Source organism: Microbacterium atlanticum, from assembly GCF_015277815.1.
Lineage (GTDB): Bacteria > Actinomycetota > Actinomycetes > Actinomycetales > Microbacteriaceae > Microbacterium > Microbacterium atlanticum.
This window is the reverse complement of the sequence record NZ_CP063813.1, coordinates 1,334,007-1,350,038: the sequence shown is the minus strand read 5'-3', so window position 1 is coordinate 1,350,038 and position 16,032 is coordinate 1,334,007. Positions and strand designations below refer to the sequence as shown.

Annotated in this window: 16 protein-coding genes and 1 rRNA gene; 8 read left to right on the top strand and 9 right to left on the bottom strand. The window is 72.3% G+C overall.

Going from position 1 to position 16,032, the window contains the following annotated elements:
* Complete coding sequence (locus tag IR212_RS05980; protein ID WP_194398034.1) at positions 1-864, bottom strand: PHP domain-containing protein; 864 nt, start codon at positions 862-864, stop codon at positions 1-3.
* 104 nt (positions 865-968) lie between these two features.
* Here IR212_RS05980 and IR212_RS05975 point away from each other — a divergent pair, with 104 nt between their 5' ends.
* The 3 genes from IR212_RS05975 to IR212_RS05965 are packed head-to-tail and all read left to right on the top strand — an operon-like array spanning position 969 to position 5,279.
* A complete protein-coding gene (locus IR212_RS05975; RefSeq protein ID WP_194398033.1) occupies positions 969-1,991 on the top strand; it encodes an endonuclease/exonuclease/phosphatase family protein in 1,023 nt (340 codons plus the stop codon).
* Positions 1,992-2,029: 38 nt separating this feature from the next.
* Positions 2,030-3,478: an aminopeptidase P family protein gene (locus IR212_RS05970; protein ID WP_194398032.1), complete on the top strand. Its 1,449-nt coding sequence runs from the start codon at positions 2,030-2,032 to the stop codon at positions 3,476-3,478.
* 1 nt (position 3,479) lies between these two features.
* Complete coding sequence (locus IR212_RS05965; protein ID WP_228479507.1) at positions 3,480-5,279, top strand: gamma-glutamyltransferase family protein; 1,800 nt, start codon at positions 3,480-3,482, stop codon at positions 5,277-5,279.
* Between the two features lie 21 nt (positions 5,280-5,300).
* On the opposite strand, the gene IR212_RS05960 is transcribed toward IR212_RS05965, so the two are convergent.
* Positions 5,301-6,452, bottom strand: coding sequence for a citrate/2-methylcitrate synthase (locus IR212_RS05960; RefSeq protein ID WP_194398031.1), 1,152 nt, complete (start codon positions 6,450-6,452; stop codon positions 5,301-5,303).
* Positions 6,453-6,548: 96 nt separating this feature from the next.
* On the opposite strand from IR212_RS05960, the gene IR212_RS05955 reads away from it, so the two are divergent.
* Positions 6,549-7,748 (top strand): citrate/2-methylcitrate synthase, encoded by a 1,200-nt coding sequence (locus tag IR212_RS05955; RefSeq protein ID WP_194398030.1) that lies wholly within the window; start codon positions 6,549-6,551, stop codon positions 7,746-7,748.
* On the opposite strand, the gene IR212_RS05950 is transcribed toward IR212_RS05955, so the two are convergent.
* Together IR212_RS05950 and IR212_RS05945 are read right to left on the bottom strand one after the other, a co-directional pair.
* Positions 7,721-8,419, bottom strand: a complete 699-nt coding sequence (locus tag IR212_RS05950) for an alpha/beta hydrolase family protein (RefSeq protein WP_228479506.1) — start codon at positions 8,417-8,419, stop codon at positions 7,721-7,723. The two genes, IR212_RS05955 and IR212_RS05950, sit on opposite strands and share 28 nt — an antisense overlap.
* Positions 8,416-9,084: a YflT domain-containing protein gene (locus tag IR212_RS05945; protein ID WP_228479505.1), complete on the bottom strand. Its 669-nt coding sequence runs from the start codon at positions 9,082-9,084 to the stop codon at positions 8,416-8,418. The genes IR212_RS05950 and IR212_RS05945 overlap by 4 nt, the downstream gene beginning before the upstream one ends.
* Before the next feature lie 40 nt (positions 9,085-9,124).
* On the opposite strand from IR212_RS05945, the gene IR212_RS05940 reads away from it, so the two are divergent.
* Genes IR212_RS05940 through IR212_RS05930 form a run of 3 tightly spaced genes read left to right on the top strand, consistent with a single transcriptional unit; the run spans position 9,125 to position 12,107 of the window.
* Positions 9,125-10,426, top strand: coding sequence for a magnesium transporter MgtE N-terminal domain-containing protein (locus tag IR212_RS05940; RefSeq protein ID WP_194398029.1), 1,302 nt, complete (start codon positions 9,125-9,127; stop codon positions 10,424-10,426).
* Positions 10,426-10,956 (top strand): DUF1003 domain-containing protein, encoded by a 531-nt coding sequence (locus IR212_RS05935; RefSeq protein WP_194398028.1) that lies wholly within the window; start codon positions 10,426-10,428, stop codon positions 10,954-10,956. Before IR212_RS05940 ends, IR212_RS05935 begins: the two co-directional genes overlap by 1 nt.
* Complete coding sequence (locus IR212_RS05930; protein WP_194398027.1) at positions 10,953-12,107, top strand: Mrp/NBP35 family ATP-binding protein; 1,155 nt, start codon at positions 10,953-10,955, stop codon at positions 12,105-12,107. The genes IR212_RS05935 and IR212_RS05930 overlap by 4 nt, the downstream gene beginning before the upstream one ends.
* A 9-nt stretch (positions 12,108-12,116) precedes the next feature.
* Here IR212_RS05930 and IR212_RS05925 read toward each other — a convergent pair whose 3' ends face one another.
* The gene (locus tag IR212_RS05925; protein WP_194398026.1) at positions 12,117-12,509 is read right to left on the bottom strand and encodes a twin-arginine translocase TatA/TatE family subunit; all 393 of its coding nucleotides are present in this window, start codon (positions 12,507-12,509) and stop codon (positions 12,117-12,119) included.
* 73 nt (positions 12,510-12,582) lie between these two features.
* Here IR212_RS05925 and IR212_RS05920 point away from each other — a divergent pair, with 73 nt between their 5' ends.
* On the top strand, positions 12,583-13,218 hold the full coding sequence (locus IR212_RS05920; protein WP_194398025.1) for an O-methyltransferase: 636 nt from the start codon (positions 12,583-12,585) through the stop codon (positions 13,216-13,218).
* Positions 13,219-13,279: 61 nt separating this feature from the next.
* Here the strand turns inward: IR212_RS05920 and IR212_RS05915 are convergent, their stop codons facing one another.
* The 4 genes from IR212_RS05915 to rrf all read right to left on the bottom strand — a co-directional run bounded on the left by IR212_RS05915 (position 13,280) and on the right by rrf (position 16,027).
* A complete protein-coding gene (locus IR212_RS05915; RefSeq protein ID WP_019179788.1) occupies positions 13,280-13,453 on the bottom strand; it encodes a DUF3117 domain-containing protein in 174 nt (57 codons plus the stop codon).
* 96 nt (positions 13,454-13,549) lie between these two features.
* A complete protein-coding gene (locus tag IR212_RS05910) occupies positions 13,550-14,770 on the bottom strand; it encodes a hypothetical protein (protein WP_194398024.1) in 1,221 nt (406 codons plus the stop codon).
* The gene (dapE, locus tag IR212_RS05905) at positions 14,752-15,828 is read right to left on the bottom strand and encodes a succinyl-diaminopimelate desuccinylase (protein ID WP_194398023.1); all 1,077 of its coding nucleotides are present in this window, start codon (positions 15,826-15,828) and stop codon (positions 14,752-14,754) included. The genes IR212_RS05910 and dapE overlap by 19 nt, the downstream gene beginning before the upstream one ends.
* 82 nt (positions 15,829-15,910) lie before the next feature.
* Positions 15,911-16,027 (bottom strand): 5S ribosomal RNA (gene rrf, locus IR212_RS05900).
* Positions 16,028-16,032: the final 5 nt, after the last annotated feature.

Sequence of the window (16,032 nt, the reverse complement as noted above, 5' to 3'; positions counted from 1 at the left end):
TCAGGGGTGAACGGGGGCGCTTCCCGTCGCGCGGGCCACGACGCGGGCGACCATGTCATCCGTCGTGGTGTTCTCCCCGGGGGTGTTGGGCTTGCCGAGCCCGTGGTAGTCGCTGGATCCGGTGACGATGAGGTCGCGCTCGCGGCACAGCGCTCGAAGGGTGCCCAGCGCCGGTTCCCGGTTCTCGCGATGCCCGAGCTCGAATCCGGCCAGGCCGGCATCCAGCATCCGCTCGATCAGCCGCATCGGCAGGAGACCGGCTCGCCCGGCGGGGTGGGCGATGATCGGCACGCCTCCGGCGCCGGAGACGAGCCCGACCGCGGTGACGGGGTCGGGCGCGTACAGGGCGACGTAGTAGTCCCCGCGCGGGCTGAGGATGCCGGAGAAGGCCTCCGCGCGATCGCGCACGAAGCCGCGCGCCACGAGCGCGTCGGCGATGTGGGGGCGTCCCACCGTGGCGCCGTCGGTGGTCTGGGCGAGGATGTCGTCCCACACCAGGTCGTAGTCGCGCGCGATGCGGTCGGCGATGAGACGCGCACGATCCAGTCGGGACGCCCGGATGCGGGTGGTCTCGGCGCGCAGGGCCGGCTCGTCGGGGTCGGGAAGGTAGGCCAGCACGTGGACGCTGCGCCATTCGTGCCGCGCCGACAGCTCCATGCCCGGAACGAAGGTCATGCCGAGCGACGACGCAGCCTCGGCCGCCTCGGCCCACCCCGACGTCGTGTCGTGGTCGGTCAGCGCCGCCGTGCGGATCCCGTGGCGGTGTGCCGCCGCCATCACCTCGGCCGGAGGCTGCGTGCCGTCGGAGTGCGCGGAGTGCAGGTGCAGGTCGCTCGGCCCCTCGAAGCGCTGCGGTCCCGGCATCCTCCGAGCGTAGCGCGGCATCCGGCGTCCACCGGAGCAGCGAGGTCCTGCGCCACGCCCGCCCGCTGACGGATCTCCCAGCCTGCTCGCATAGGCTCGCCGTCGTGCTTCGCCTGCTCGGGATCCTCCTCACCGTGCTGTGCGCCATCGGCGCGGCGGTGCTGACGTGGCCGGCGTTCTTCCGCGTCGAAAGGATCTTCCCGATCGCCCAGATCGTGTCCTTCCGTGGCATCCTCGCACTCGCCTTCCTCGCCGCGGCCGTCCTCGCGCTGCTGCTCGCCATCGCGCGGCCGATCCGCGCACTCGCGCTCTCCCTCGCGGTCGTCGCAGGCGTGGCGGGCGTGGCCAACCTGGCCGTCATCGCGGGACGCGGCGGCCTCGGCACGGATCCCCTCCCCGCGAAGACCGACGCCAGCATCCGCGTCATGACCTGGAACACCGCCGGGCCCGCGACAGCGCCGGAGACGATCGCGAAGATCGCGGTGGCGATGGATGCCGATGTCGTCGCGCTCCCCGAGACCACCATCGAGACCGGCGAGCGCGTCGCCATCGCCATGCGCGATCTCGGGCACCGGATGTGGGCGCACCACGCCGAGGACCCGTCCACGGAATGGGACGCCGGTTCCACGACGCTGCTCATCTCGCCCGAGATGGGCGACTACGCCGTCATCGAGTCGTCACGGGACGGCACCAGCAACACCTCGACCGTTCCGAGCGCCGTCGCGATGCCGGTGTCGGGGCAGGGTCCCATCGTCGTGGCCGCCCACGCCGTCGCCCCACGTCAGAGCTACATGCAGAGCTGGCGGGACGACCTGCGGTGGCTCGCCGACCAGTGCGTCGAGGGGAACGTCATCATGGCAGGCGACTTCAACGCCACCGTCGACCACATGTCGGGCCTGGGAATCGACGGCGGCACACTCGGTCACTGCCGCGACGCCGCCGTGGAGACCGGCAACGGCGCGCTCGGCACGTGGTCCACCGACGTCCCGGCCATCCTCGGCGCACCCATCGACCACATCATGGCCACCGAGCAGTGGCGCCCTTCGGGATCCATCGTGCTGCGCGCCCTGGACGGCTCGGGATCGGACCACCGCCCCCTCATCGTGCAGTACGAGCCGGCCGGCTGAGCCCGCTCGGCGCGGCACGCCCGTGCGAGACTGGATGCATGAGCAGCGCAGCCCACGAGACGTCGACCGGAGCCACGAGCACCGAGGAGACGGCGACCGCCGACACCCGCACGCAGCCCTCGACGAGCACCAACCGACGTCAGCCGTTCGGGCAGGGCTTCCTCGACACCATCTCCACCGGCTGGGCCGAACGCCCGGAGTCGGCCGCACCTCCGCGCGCCCAAGCACCCTTCGCGGCAGCACGGCGCGACGCGGTCTCGGCGGCCTTCCCCGGCCGGCGCCTGGTCATCCCGGCGGGCGAGCTGAAGCAGCGCAGCAACGACACCGACTACCCGTTCCGCGCGCACTCCGCCTTCTCCCACCTGACCGGCTGGGCATCCGAGTCCGAGCCCGGCGCGGTGCTGGTGTTCGAGCCCCGCTCCGGCGACGGCCACGACGTCACGCTGTTCTTCCGTGAGCGTGCCGATCGCTCCACGAGCGAGTTCTACTCGGATGCCTCCATCGGTGAGTTCTGGATCGGTCCGCGGCCTGCCCTGGCCGCGGTAGCGGCCGACCTGGGTGTGCCGACGGCGCACATCGACGACTTCGAGGAGCGCGACGGCGACGTGGTGCTCGGTGAGGACGCGGAGCTCACGCGCTTCGTCTCGGAGCTGCGCCTCGTGAAGGACTCGTACGAGATCGGCCAGATGGAGCTGGCGGTACGGGTGACCGCCGACGGCTTCGACGACATCGTCGCGGACCTGCCCGCGATCGTCGCCCACCCTCGCGGCGAGCGCGTCGTCGAGGGGGTGTTCCACCGGCGGGCCCGCAGCGACGGCAACGCGGTCGGCTACGACACCATCGCCGCCTCCGGACCGCATGCGTGCTACCTGCACTGGACGCGCAACGACGGCGCGGTGGTCCCGGGAGACCTGATCCTCATCGATGCGGGTGTCGAGCTCGACAGCCTGTACACCGCCGACATCACGCGGACCCTTCCGGTGAGCGGCCGGTTCACCGAGGTGCAGCGTCGCGTGTACGAGACCGTGCGCGAGGCCGCCGACGCGGCGTTCGCCGCCGCGAAGCCCGGAGTCCGCTTCCGCACCATCCATGAGGCGGCGATGGAGGTGATCGCCACGCGGGTCGCCGAATGGGGACTCCTGCCGGTCAGCGCGTCCGAGGCGCTCGATGCCGACCAGGGCGGCCACCACCGCCGCTACATGGTCCACGGCACGAGCCACCACCTCGGGATCGACGTCCACGACTGCGCGCAGGCACGCCGCGACATGTACTACGACGGGTTCCTCGAGCCCGGCATGGTCTTCACGATCGAACCGGGCCTCTACTTCCAGATCGACGACCTCACGGTGCCGGAGGAGTACCGCGGCATCGGCGTGCGGATCGAGGACGACATCCTGATGACCGCGGACGGGCCCGTGAACCTGTCGGCGGCGATCCCTCGGACCGCCGACGAGGTCGAGGCCTGGATCGCCCGCGGCGGCCGCTGACGTGCCGTACACGCCCCCGTCCTCGTTCACCACTCGCCCGACGCTCACCGGCACCTTCGGGATGTCGGCCACGACGCACTGGCTCGCGACCGCCACCGCACAGGCGGTGCTGGAGCGCGGCGGGAACGCCTTCGATGCGTCGGTCGCCGCGGCCTTCGTGCTGCATGTGGTCGAGCCGCACCTCAACGGCCCGGGCGGCGACCTCGTGGGCATCTTCCAGACCGCCGACGCAAGCGCCCCGACGGTGCTGATGGGCCAGGGCACGGCACCCGCGGCCGCGACGATCGACCACTACCGCGGGGCTGGCCTCGACCTCGTGCCCGGTGCCGGCGGGCTGGCGGCGGCTGTGCCCGGCGCGGTGGATGCGTGGCTCCTGCTCCTGCGCGACCACGGCACGTGGGAGCTGACCGACGTCCTGGCGTACGCGATCGGTTATGCGCGCGACGGTCACCCGCTGGTGGCCGGTGCCGCTGCGACGATCGCGCGGGTGGCCGAGCTCTTCCGGGACGACTGGCCGACCTCCGCGGCGCTGTGGCTGCCCGACGGCGAGCCCCCCGCCGCCGGGCGGATCCTGCGCAATCCCGCCTACGCGGAGGTGCTGGACGGCCTCGTGCATGCCTCGTGCACCGTGCGCGACGACGGTCCCGTCGGCCGCGCCGCGCGCATCGACGCCGCGCGCCGCGAATGGAGGAGCGGATTCGTCGCCCACGAGGCATCCGCGTTCCTCGGGCAGCCGCACCGCCACTCGGACGGGGGTGCCCACCCGGCGGTCATCACGGCCGACGACTTCGCGGGATTCGAGGCGACCTACGAACCCGCCGTCACGCGCGACTTCCGCGGGCGCACCGTCGCCAAAGCGGGAGCCTGGACCCAGGGACCTGCGCTGCTCCAGACGCTCGCGCTGCTCGAGCCGCTGGCCGACGACCTCCTCGATCCCTCGCAGGAGGCCGGCGCCCATACCGTCCTGGAGGCGCAGAAGCTGGCACTGGCCGACCGCGACGCCTGGTTCGGCGACGACGACGTCGACCTCGAGGCGCTGCTCTCCGAGGACTACCTCGCCGAGCGCCGCGCACTCATCGCCGACACCGCGTCGGCCGAGTTCCGGCCCGGCTCACCCTCCGGGACCACGCCGTTCCGCCCGCCGCTGCGCGAGACCTACGACGCCCGTGGGATCGGCACCGGAGAGCCCACCGTCGCCAGGACCGGCGAGACCCGCGGCGACACGTGCCACCTCGACGTCGTCGACCGGTGGGGCAACATCGTCTCGGCGACCCCGTCCGGCGGCTGGCTGCAGTCGTCGCCGACCATCCCGGCGCTGGGCTTCTGCCTGGGCACGCGCCTCCAGATGACGTGGCTCGAGCCGGGGCATCCGTCGTCGCTCGTTCCCGGTCGCAGGCCGCGCACGACGCTCACGCCCACTGTCGTGCTCCGTGACGGCGCGCCGGAGTTCGCGATCGGCTCGCCCGGCGGGGACCAGCAGGATCAGTGGCAGCTGCTCGCCCTGCTGCGCATCATCGTCGGCGGCTACACGCCGCAGCAGGCCATCGACGCACCGGCCCTGCACACCACTGCCATGCCCGAGTCCTTCTGGCCCCGCACCTGGACGCCCGCGGGAGCGGTCGTGGAGGGACGGCTGGGAGAGGCGGTGATCGAGGGGCTGGAGCGCCGAGGTCACCGCGTCACGCGGGCAGGCGACTGGTCGCTCGGCCGCGTCTCCGCCGTCGGCAGGGACATGGCTGCCGGGCTGCTGTGGGCGGCGGCCAATCCCCGCGGGATGCAGGGCTACGCCGCCGGACGCTGAGAACCGGGCCGCCCGCCACGCTCAGGCGGCGTTCTCCCGCAGCGGCGGCCCCACGTACCGTGCGGACGGCCGGATGATCTTGGGATCGGCCGCCTGCTCGAGGATGTGCGCCGTCCAGCCGACGGCCCTGGCAACGGCGAAGGTCGGTGTGAACATCGACCGGGGCAGGCCGCACTGCTCCATGACGATGGCCGCCCAGAACTCGACGTTGGTGTGCAGGTCGCGTCCGGGCTTCGCCTCGGCGAGCAGGCGCTGCGCCGCCGCCTCGAACCGCACCGCGAGGTCGACGCGAGCGCCGCCCGTGCGCAGCGCGATCCTCTTCATCAGCTCGGCGCGCGGGTCCGACGTCCGGTACACGGCGTGCCCGAAGCCCATCAGCCGCCGGCCCGCGGCGAGCTCGCCGCGGATCCACGGCTCGACGCGCTCCGGCGCGCCCACCGCATCCAGTCCGTCCAGCGCACGCGACGGCGCTCCCCCGTGCAGCGGTCCCGTCAGGGCCCCGAGGGCGCCGACGAGGCAGGCGGCGGTGTCCGCCCCGGTCGACGCGATGACCCGCGCGGTGAACGTCGAGGCGTTGAAGCCGTGGTCCATCACCGAGATCAGGTAGGCGGTCAGCGCCGCCTCGGCGTCTCCGTCCGGGACGCGCCCGGTCACCTGGTGGAGGTAGTCGGCGACCAGTCCCCGGCCCGTCAGCGGCGGCAGCGGCTGCTCGCCGTTCCTCCGGCGCCACAGGGCGCCCACGATGACCGGGGTCGACCCGGCGAAGGCGATCGCCTCGTCGAGGCGCTGTGCCGGGCCGAGATCGAAGACGGGACGGATGCCGCGCCTCGCCGCGAGCAGCGACCACGCGGCCGAGAGCCCCGCCATCACGTCCGGTGTCGCCGCCGTCACCGCCGCCACGACCGCCGCGACATCGCCGGCGAGGCTCGCCCGGATCTCCTCGATCCGACGCGCGAACGACCGGCGCCCGGCATCGGTCGCCTCCTCGCCGGTGACGAGAAGCTGCCACGCCTCTTCGAAACGGGCGGACTCGGCGAGGTCGATGGCCGAGCGGTCGCGGTACTGCAGCGCGCCCTCGGCACCCCGCACGTCGCTCACCGCCGTGTCGGCCACGATCACGCCCGCAAGCCCCCGAGGCGCCTGGATGACCGGCGATTCCGACGTCGTGCTCATGAGATCCCCTTCCTTGCAGGGGGCTCGGTGGCGAGCCCGCTACACTCAGGGTCTGACTTGATCGACCGTTCGTCAATCTTGATCGGATCAACCTCTATGACCGCTCTCCCCCGCCTCACCGCGGCCGAAGCCGCCGCCCGCCTGGGCGTGAAGCCGGAGTCGCTGTACGCGTACGTGTCCCGCGGGCTGCTGTCCCGCGAGCGCGACGCGGCCGGCTCGTGGTTCGACCCGCTCGAGGTGGAGGCTTTCGCCGGGCGCCGCCGGCGGCCCCCGGTCGCGCCGCGGGGTGCGACGCCGGGGACGCCGCTGATGGTGCTGGACACGCGGCTCGCGCACGTGGAGGACGACGTGCTGCTCTACCGCGAGCGGTCTGCAGCGCGGCTGGCTCGCGAGCAGACGTTCGAGGACGTCGTCCGCTGGCTGTGGGGGATGTCGGAGCTGCGCCCGCCGGACGCCGACGACCTGCAGCTCGCGCGTCGCTCGGTCGCGTCCCTCGGCGACGCCGCACGGCCCCTCGATCGGCTCGTCGCCGCCGTGACCGCGCTGGCCGCCGCGGACCCCCTCCGCGACGATCCGGCACCCGAGCACCTCACGCGCATCGGTGCCCGGCTGCTGACAGGACTTCCGGCAGCTCTTCAACCGACAAGGCCTCCCGGACCCGTCGCGCCGACGCTGTGGCGCGCGCTCGGGGGTCACGACGACGCGGAAGGCGAGCGCCTGCTCGACGCGGCGCTCATCCTCGTGATCGACCACGACCTGGCGGTCTCGACGCTCGCCGCCCGGGTGGCGGCATCCGCCCGCGCGTCGGGCTACGGGGTGGTGACGGCCGCGCTGGGAGCGTTCGATGCACCGCTGCACGGAACGGCGAGCCGCGCGGCGTGGCAGCTGCTGCGCACCGTCCGCGACGGTGAACCGGCCGCACCGGCGATCGCCCGCGCGGTGCGCGACGGCGGACGCGGCATCCCCGGCTTCGGCCAGTCGCTCTACGCCGACGGCGACATGCGGGCGGCGGTGCTCCTCGACCTGCTTCGCCGGCGACCCGCGACCGCCGAGGTGATGTCGGCCGTCGACGCCGTGACGGCCGAGGTGTCCAGACGCACCGACAGCCGCGCGAACGTCGACCTCGCACTGGCGGCGCTGACCCTCTGGGCCGGGATGACCGCGGACGCGGGCGGGGTCGTGTTCGCCGTGGGGCGTATCGCGGGCTGGATCTCCCACGCCCGGGACGAGTACGACGAGCGGCCTCTGAGACTGCGCCCGCGTGGGCGCTACGCCGGTCCGCCGGCGGCGGAGTGAGTCGCACGCAACCACGCGGCGACCGGGGACGCCAGCTCGGCGGCCACCTCGGCGGGCGCTCTCTTGCGGCCCTTCACCTCGAAGGAATGGCCGCCTCCCTCGACCCACCAGATCTTCGCCGACCGGCACGAGGCCACCGCCCGCTCGAGCTGATCGTGCGGGTCGACGAACGGATCGTTCGATCCCGTCACGAACAGCTGTGGCGGCGCGACGTCCGGCAGGTGCGCGACGCGCGCCTTGTCCGGGCTTCCGGGCGGGTGCAGCGGATAGCCCAGGTACGCCACGCCGGCCGGGTCGATCCCGCGCTCGGCCGCCGCCATCGACGCCATCCGCCCGCCGTACGACTTGCCCACGGCGAACACCGGCAGACCGGCGGCGCGCTCGGTCAACCCGGCGTGCACCGCCTGCCACGTCGCGATCGCGTGCGCGGCCGGGCCCGGCATCCGTCTTCCGGCCTGCGCGTAAGGGAAGTTGAACCGCAGCGTCGCGACCCCCGCCTCGGCGAGGGCGTCGGCGAAACCGGTGAGGAACGGATGCCGGAACCCCGCGCCCGCTCCATGGGCCAGGGCGGCGAACCCCCACGGGGTCGGCGGGATCACGAGGTCGGCGGAGACGTCCGCGCGGCCGTTCGGCAGCTCGACCGGGATCGTGATCGAGGTCGTCGAGGTCACGCGCGGTGGGGGCTGTCGTCTGCGACGGCGTCGGACGAGGGGTCGTGCGGTGGTGCGTCGTCGTCCTCGGCCGGTGCCGCGCCCGCAGCGGCCTCGGGCGTCGTGACGACGCGCTCGCCGTACTTGGGCGGTTCGTCCGTGGCGGCCGGCACCGCGGTCGCCGCCTGGCTCTGCGACGGGCTCGAGGGCGCGGTGGACTGCGGACCCAGCACCTGCCGGGCGCGGCTGACGCTGCCGTCGGTGACGGTGACCTCGTAATGGTCCGCGATGACCTGCATGACGGATGCGTAGTCCCGCCGGCGCCTGACGAACGAGTAGGCGACGATGCTCATGAGCATGCCGATCGCGATGCCCACGAACAGCACCCCGACGAATGCCTGGATCGGCACGGACGGCGAGCCGATGACCAGGATCGCCGAGAACAGCAGCCCGAGCAGCAGTCCGTTCACCGCGCCCGAGCGGGCGGCCGAGGCGTAGCCGAGTCGACCCGTGACCCGCTCGACCGAGCGCAGCCCCTGACCGACGATCGCGATCTCGCGCGCCGGGATCTCGGCGGCGATGAGAGAGGACACCGCCTTCTGCGCCGCCTCGTACGTCGGGAAGCTCGCCACCGTCTGTCCGACGGCGTCCGAGCCCTTCGCGGAGCGGCCTCCCATCATGGTCATCTCCCCATCCTCCCACGGCACGCGGACTACGCTGGGACGGGTGAGCACGCAGAGGGTTTTCGTCGCGCGCCTGTCCGGGTGCTCGGTCTTCGATCCCGTGGGCGACCGCCTCGGCAAGGTCCGTGACGTCGTCGTCATCTACCGAAAGGACGATCCCCCGCGTGTGATCGGTCTGGTGGTCGAGATCCCCGGCCGCCGCAACGTGTTCGTCTCGATCGGGCGGGTCACCTCGATCGCCACGGGCCAGGTCATCACGACCGGCCTCATCAACGTGCGCCGCTTCCAGCAGCGCGGCGGCGAAGTCCGCGTCATGGCGGAGATGCTCGGGCGCAAGGTGTTCTTCGCCGACGGCTCCGGAACCGCTGTCATCGAGGACGTCGCCATCGAGCGCAACCGTCTGGGCGAGTGGGATGTCGGGCAGCTCTTCCTGCGCAAGCCGAAGACCAGCGCCTCCCCCTTCGCCAAGGGCGCCACGACTTTCGCCAACTGGGACGCGGTGCGCGAGAGCCAGGTGCCCGGTGAGGCGCAGTCCGCCGAACAGCTGGTCGCCACTTATTCCGAGCTGCGCCCGGCGGATCTCGCCAACACCCTCCTCGACCTGCCGGAGGAGCGCCTCCTCGAGGTGGTCGAGGAGCTTCCCGACGACCGCCTCGCCGACGCGCTCGAGGAGATGCCGGAGGAGGAGCAGGTGCACATCCTCGAGGCGCTGGACGACGAGCGTGCCGCCGACATCCTCGACGCGATGGAGCCCGACGACGCAGCGGACGTGCTCGGCCAGCTCCCCGAGGACCAGCGCGAGGAGCTGCTGGACCTCATGGAGCCCGAGGAGGCGGAGGACGTCCGCGCGCTGCTGAAGTACGGCCCCGAGACCGCCGGCGGCCTCATGACGAGCGAGCCGATCGTGCTCTCCGCCGACGCGACGATCGCGGAGGCGCTGGCCCTCATCCGGCGGCACGAGCTGCACCCCGCGCTCGCCGCGGCGGTGTTCGTGACGCTCCCGCCGTACGAGACGCCCACCGGCCGGCTCCTGGGCACCGTCCACTTCCAGCGGATGCTGCGGTATCCGCCGCACGAGCGCCTCGGCGCGATCATCGACGACACCCTCGACCCGGTGCCGGCCACCGCATCAGCGGCCGAGGTGGCGCGTCTGCTCGCGTCGTACAACCTCGTGTCGCTGCCCGTCGTGGATCCGGCCCATCGCCTCGTCGGCGCGGTGAGCGTCGACGACGTGCTCGACCACCTGCTGCCCGAGGACTGGAGATCCCACGACGCCGAGGAGGGTGAACGTCCGGCGTCCGAACCCGTACCCACCACGACCGCGAGCATTCCCCGGAGGCGCTGATGGCCCGCAACACCCGTCAGCCCTCGCTCGACGCGCCCCGCGGCCGCTCCGGCATGCTGCAGCGCTCCCCGCAGCCGTCCAGCGACCGGTTCGGTCGCTTCTCCGAGGCGTTCGCCCGCGCGATGGGGACCTCCGGCTTCCTCATCGGGATGACGATCTTCGTCGTCGTGTGGCTCGCGTGGAACACGTTCGCGCCGCGGGAGTGGCAGTTCGATCCGCGCGAGTACAACTACACGCTCCTGACGCTGATCCTGTCGCTCCAGGCCTCGTACGCGGCGCCCCTCATCCTGCTGGCGCAGAACCGTCAGGACGACCGGGACCGCGTGCAGATCGAGCAGGATCGCCAGCGCGCCGAGCGCAACCTCGCCGACACCGAGTACCTCGCCCGCGAGGTGGTGGCGCTGCGCATGGCAGTGAAGGACTACGCCGACCAGGCCGTCAGCCGAGACGTGCTGCGCCACGAGCTGCGCGCTCTCGCGGACCGGCTCGACAGCAGCGCGGACGCCGCGCCCGACACTCCGGCCCGATGACCGACCCGCTCACGGACGCGGTCCGCACCGCGGTCGGCGCCGTCCCGGACCCGGAGCTGCGCCGCCCCATCGGCGAGCTCGACATGGTGCGGGAAGTGTCCGTCGGCGACGGGGGTGTCGCCAACGTGGGCATCGCGCTCACCATCGTCGGCTGTCCCGCCGCCGACCGGATCGCCGCGGACGTGCGCGCGGCCGCGGCATCCGTCCCCGGCGTCACGGAGGTCGAACTCGAGGTGGGCGTCATGACACCCGCGGAGCGGCACGCGCTCACCGAGCGGCTCCGCGGAAGGCGGGGGCGCGAGATGCCCTTCGGGCCCGGGACGCTCACCCGCGTCATCGCCGTCACGAGCGGCAAGGGCGGCGTGGGCAAGTCCACCGTCACCGCCAATCTCGCCGTCGCGCTCGCCGCGCGCGGCCTCGCCGTCGGTCTCATCGACGCCGACGTGCACGGGTTCTCGATCCCCGCCCAGCTGGGGCTGGTCGCCGCGGACGGCTCGGTGCCGCAGCCCACCCGCGTGGACGACCTGATGCTGCCGCCGGTCGCCCACGGCGTGAAGACGATCTCGATCGGGATGTTCCTGCGCCGCGGCGCCGATGACGGCGCGATCGGCGCCGTCGCGTGGCGCGGTCCGATGCTGCACCGGACGGTGCAGCAGTTCCTCACCGACGTCTACTTCGGGGACCTCGACGTGCTGCTGCTGGACATGCCGCCGGGCACCGGCGACATCGCGATCTCCGTCGGACAGCTGCTGCCCAACGCCGAGGTGCTCGTGGTGACCACTCCGCAGGCTGCGGCATCCGATGTGGCGGTGCGCAGCGGCCTGGTGGCCCGGCAGACCGGACAGCGCGTCATCGGCGTGGTCGAGAACATGGGCGCGATGACGCTTCCAGACGGGACGCTCCTCCCGCTCTTCGGCGAAGGCGGCGGAGCCGCGGTCGCCGACGCGCTGTCGCGCGCCGGATCGGAGGTTCCGCTGCTCGCCTCCGTGCCGCTGAGCCCCGCGCTGCGGGCGGATGCCGACGCCGGCGTCCCTGCGGTCCTCGCCCACCCCGACGATCCGGCCGCACGCGCCATCGCCGACGTCGCCGAGGCGCTCGCCACCACCCCTCGGGGGCTGTCCGGGCGCGCGCTCCCGCTCCGTCTGCGCTGAGCTGCGCGATCAGGTGGCCTCGCTGTCGAACGGCGGCGGACCGGCCTCCGGGCCGCGGAACGGCGACTTCACCGGCTGCTCCGGCGGCGCCAGGGCGCTGGTGGCAGCGCCCGCCACCTGCGCCGCGCGGACGGTCGGCACCGGTGCGTCGTCGAGGAGCGCCTCGCGGATGATGCGCCGCGGATCATACTGCCGGGGATCGAGCGTGCGCCAGTCGACGTCGTCGAAGTCCTCGCCCATCTCGTCGCGCACCCGGGTCTTGGCCGTCGACACCCATTCCCGCGCGCGCTTGGTGAACTGCGCCAGCGACTCCGCGTAGCGAGGCAGCCGCTCGGGTCCGACGATGAGTGCCGCAACGAGTCCGATCAGCAGCAGCTTCTCGATCGTGAGGCCGAAGATCATGACATCAGGTTACCGCCGCGCCTGTGCGGCCAGCGCCGCGGCGCCGCGTAGGCTGGCCGTCGGAGGGATGTGCATGGGAGAGCACGACGCGAACCAGCGGTTCGTCGACGAGGTGACCAACGAGCCGGATCACATCGCCCGAGCCCGCGCCCACGCGCTCGAGCTGGGTGCGGCCCCGATCAGTCCCGCCGTCGGCGCCCAGTGCGCCGTGATCGCCGCGGTCTCGCAGGCCCTCAACATCGTGGAGATCGGCACGGGCGCCGGCGTCTCGGGACTGTGGCTGCTCCGCGGCTCGCCGCGCGCCACGCTCACCACCATCGACAAGGAGCCCGAGCACCTCGGCGCCGCCCGCCAGGCGTTCACCGACGCTCGCGTCCCCCCAGCGCGGGCGCGCTTCATCACCGGCCGCGCGGCGGAGGTGCTCCCCCGCATGAACGAGGCGTCCTACGACATCGTGCTGGTCGACGCCGACCCCGAGGGTGTCATCGAGTACGTCGAGCACGGCTTGCGCCTGGTCCGCGCCGGCGGGACGGTGCTCGTGCCCCGCGTGCTCGCTGGCGGGGCGGTCGCCGACCCGGTACGGCGGGATCCCGTGACCTCGGCCTACCGGTCGCTCATCCAGGAGACGCAGGGCTCGCCCGCCGTCATCGGGGCGCTTTCGATCACGGGTGAGGGACTCCTCCAGCTCACGACCGTCCCGACCACCTGACTCGGCTCCGCAGACAGGAACGGCCGGCCCTGAGAGGACCGGCCGTTCACGCGAATGCTTGTCACGCGGCGTTGACGACGCCCCCCAGGACGTCGTAGAGCTCCTTGGCCTCAGCGTCGTTCACCGAGACGACGAGGCGGCCGCCTCCCTCGAGCGGCACGCGCACGATGATGAGTCGACCCTCCTTCACGGCCTCCATCGGCCCGTCTCCGGTTCTCGGCTTCATGGCTGCCATTGCGGCTCCTTTACATCGATGGTCTGCGCCTCAAGTTTATCGTGAGGCAATAGTGAACGGGCACGCTTGGGGAAAGCGGCATCCGTGTCGGTCGGGTCAAGGGACCTGCCACGTCTGGTTGCCGAGGGCGTACATGTTGTAGATCCACCACCACTGTCCGACCAGGCAGACGACGAGCACGCTCGCGCGCCACAGGCGGGACCGAGGCACCGCGAAGGCGCCCCACAGCGGCGAGAGGGGCACGAGCAGCCGGAAGACGCTCGACTGCGGGAAGAAGACCAGCAGGAGGTAGACCAGGTAGCTCACGCTCCACAGCCGCAGCTCCACGCCCAGCCGGCGCACCTGGGGCAGGAAGAGCAGCGCCGCGGCGATCAGCACCACAGCGCCGGCGAGAGCCGCATAGCCGAGCTGGACGGGCAGGTTCCACATCGTGCCGAACCAGAACGCGATACCGGCGAGGAACGGCTCGAACGGCACGAAGGCCGCATCACCGGGAACCCAGTTGCGGCGCCAGGCGAGTTCCGTCGCGAGGTAGGCGTCGGGCACACCGGTGATCCAGCCCGCGATGAACTGCCAGGCGAACCCTGCGCCCGCAGCGAGCAGTCCGAGGAGCACGATGTGGACGACCTCGGCGACCGGCAACGGCTCGCGCGATCTGGTCGCCCAGCGCCAGACGCCGAAGAGCGCGAGGAACAGCGAGAAGGCCAGCACTCCGGGCCTCGTGAACGCCATGAGCGGGATGAGCGCGTACAGCCAGCCGTACCGGCGGTGCAGCACGCACCACAGCGAGCAGAACAGCCACAGCAGGTTCAGCGACTCCGCGTAGCCGACATGGAACAGCGCAGCCAGGGGGCCCGCAGCGAAGAACGCGACGGCCCACAGCGCCGCGCGATGATCGAGCCTGGGCCGCAGCAGGTGGTAGAGGACGACGGATGCCCCGTACCCGGCGACCAGCGACACGATCGCAGCGCCATACGCCCACGAGCCGAACGGCAGGGAGACCAGCTGCGCAAGGTGAGGGTAGAGCGGGAGGAACGCCCAGGCGTTCTCGGCGACCTGGCCCGATTCCGTCAGCGGCAGCTCGGTCGGATACCCGGAGTAGGCGATCAGCCAGTACCACGAGCCGTCCCACGCCACGACGGTGTCGGTGAGTTCAGCATCCGGGCCCATGCGCGAGCCGTAGCCCGACAGCTCCGCCGCGACGACCAGCATCGCGGTCGTGACCGCACGAGCGCCGAGGTAGATCGCGGCGACGACCAGAGCGGCGCGCGCCGCAGCCGGCGGCGCCGCCCGAGCGGTCAGCTCGCGCTCAGCCACGAGCGCAAGCCTCGCTCGACCGCTTCGATCTGCGAGATGGCCACGCGCTCCTCGTCGTGATGGGCGAGGTGCGGGTCGCCGGGGCCATAGTTCACCGCAGGAACGCCGAGCGCGCTGAAGCGCGCGACGTCGGTCCATCCGTACTTGGGGCGCGGCTCGGCTCCGACGGCGGCGAGGAACTCCTGGGCGAGCGCGGCATCGAGGCCCGGACGGGCGCCGGCGGCGGCGTCCACGATCTGGACGTCGAACCCGGCGAGGACATCGCGCACGTGGCGTTCGGCCTCGGCGACGTCACGACTCGGCGCGAAGCGGTAGTTGACCTCGACCTCGCACAGATCCGGGATCACGTTCCCGGCGACGCCCCCGCCGATGCGGACGGCGTTCAAGCCCTCCCGGTACACGAGTCCTTCCACTTCGACCTCTCGCGGGCGGTATTCCGCGAGGCGGTTGAGGACCGGGGCGGCCTTGTGGATCGCGTTCTCGCCGATCCACGCCCGCGCGCTGTGGGCTCGGACGCCGGAGGTGCGCACGATCGCTCGCAGGTTGCCGTTGCAGCCGCCTTCGACCTCGCCATTGGACGGCTCGCCGAGAATGGCGAAGTCGCCGGCGAAGAGGTCGGGACGGGTTCGGGCCAGCCGGGTGAGTCCGTTGAGGTCGGCGTCGACCTCCTCGTGGTCGTACCACATCCAGGTGATGTCGACGCGAGGTGCGGCCAGCTCGACCGCGAGCTTGAGCTGCACCGCGACGCCGGCCTTCATGTCGACGGTGCCCCGGCCCCAGAGGAACGGCTGCCCGTCGACGTCGATGTCCTTCGTGGGCACGTTGCCGTTGATGGGCACGGTGTCGATATGCCCGGCGATCACGACGCGCTGCGCCCGGCCGAGGTCGGTGCGGGCGACGATCGTGTCGCCGTCCCGATAGACGTCGAGGTGCGGCAGCGGTGAGACGGTGTCGAAGATCGCATCCGCGAGAGTCTTCTCATCGCCGGACACGCTCGGGATGTCGCAGATGGCGCGTGTGAGGTCGACGGCGGACAGGGAGGGATCCAGCGGCGGCATCCCTCGAGTCTACCGAGGGACGAATGCACGCCTTAACGCGGAATGGCCACCCTGCGTTGGGTGGCCATTCCGTGTAATGGGTGTCCGGCGGTGTCCTACTCTCCCACAGGGTCCCCCCTGCAGTACCATCGGCGCTGAGAGGCTTAGCTTCCGGGTTCGGAATGGGACCGGGCGTTTCCCTCTCGCTATGGCCGCCGAAACTCT

What these genes read in the sequence shown, in the direction of transcription:
- IR212_RS05930 (WP_194398027.1), top strand. Translation starts at nt 10,953, where the DNA reads ATGACCGACCCGCTCACGGACGCGGTCCGCACCGCGGTCGGCGCCGTC.
- IR212_RS05960 (WP_194398031.1), bottom strand. Translation starts at nt 6,452, where the DNA reads ATGAGCACGACGTCGGAATCGCCGGTCATCCAGGCGCCTCGGGGGCTT.
- IR212_RS05925 (WP_194398026.1), bottom strand. Translation starts at nt 12,509, where the DNA reads ATGATCTTCGGCCTCACGATCGAGAAGCTGCTGCTGATCGGACTCGTT.
- IR212_RS05920 (WP_194398025.1), top strand. Translation starts at nt 12,583, where the DNA reads ATGGGAGAGCACGACGCGAACCAGCGGTTCGTCGACGAGGTGACCAAC.
- IR212_RS05945 (WP_228479505.1), bottom strand. Translation starts at nt 9,084, where the DNA reads ATGACCATGATGGGAGGCCGCTCCGCGAAGGGCTCGGACGCCGTCGGA.
- IR212_RS05970 (WP_194398032.1), top strand. Translation starts at nt 2,030, where the DNA reads ATGAGCAGCGCAGCCCACGAGACGTCGACCGGAGCCACGAGCACCGAG.
- IR212_RS05915 (WP_019179788.1), bottom strand. Translation starts at nt 13,453, where the DNA reads ATGGCAGCCATGAAGCCGAGAACCGGAGACGGGCCGATGGAGGCCGTG.
- IR212_RS05980 (WP_194398034.1), bottom strand. Translation starts at nt 864, where the DNA reads ATGCCGGGACCGCAGCGCTTCGAGGGGCCGAGCGACCTGCACCTGCAC.
- IR212_RS05935 (WP_194398028.1), top strand. Translation starts at nt 10,426, where the DNA reads ATGGCCCGCAACACCCGTCAGCCCTCGCTCGACGCGCCCCGCGGCCGC.
- dapE (WP_194398023.1), bottom strand. Translation starts at nt 15,828, where the DNA reads ATGCCGCCGCTGGATCCCTCCCTGTCCGCCGTCGACCTCACACGCGCC.
- IR212_RS05955 (WP_194398030.1), top strand. Translation starts at nt 6,549, where the DNA reads ATGACCGCTCTCCCCCGCCTCACCGCGGCCGAAGCCGCCGCCCGCCTG.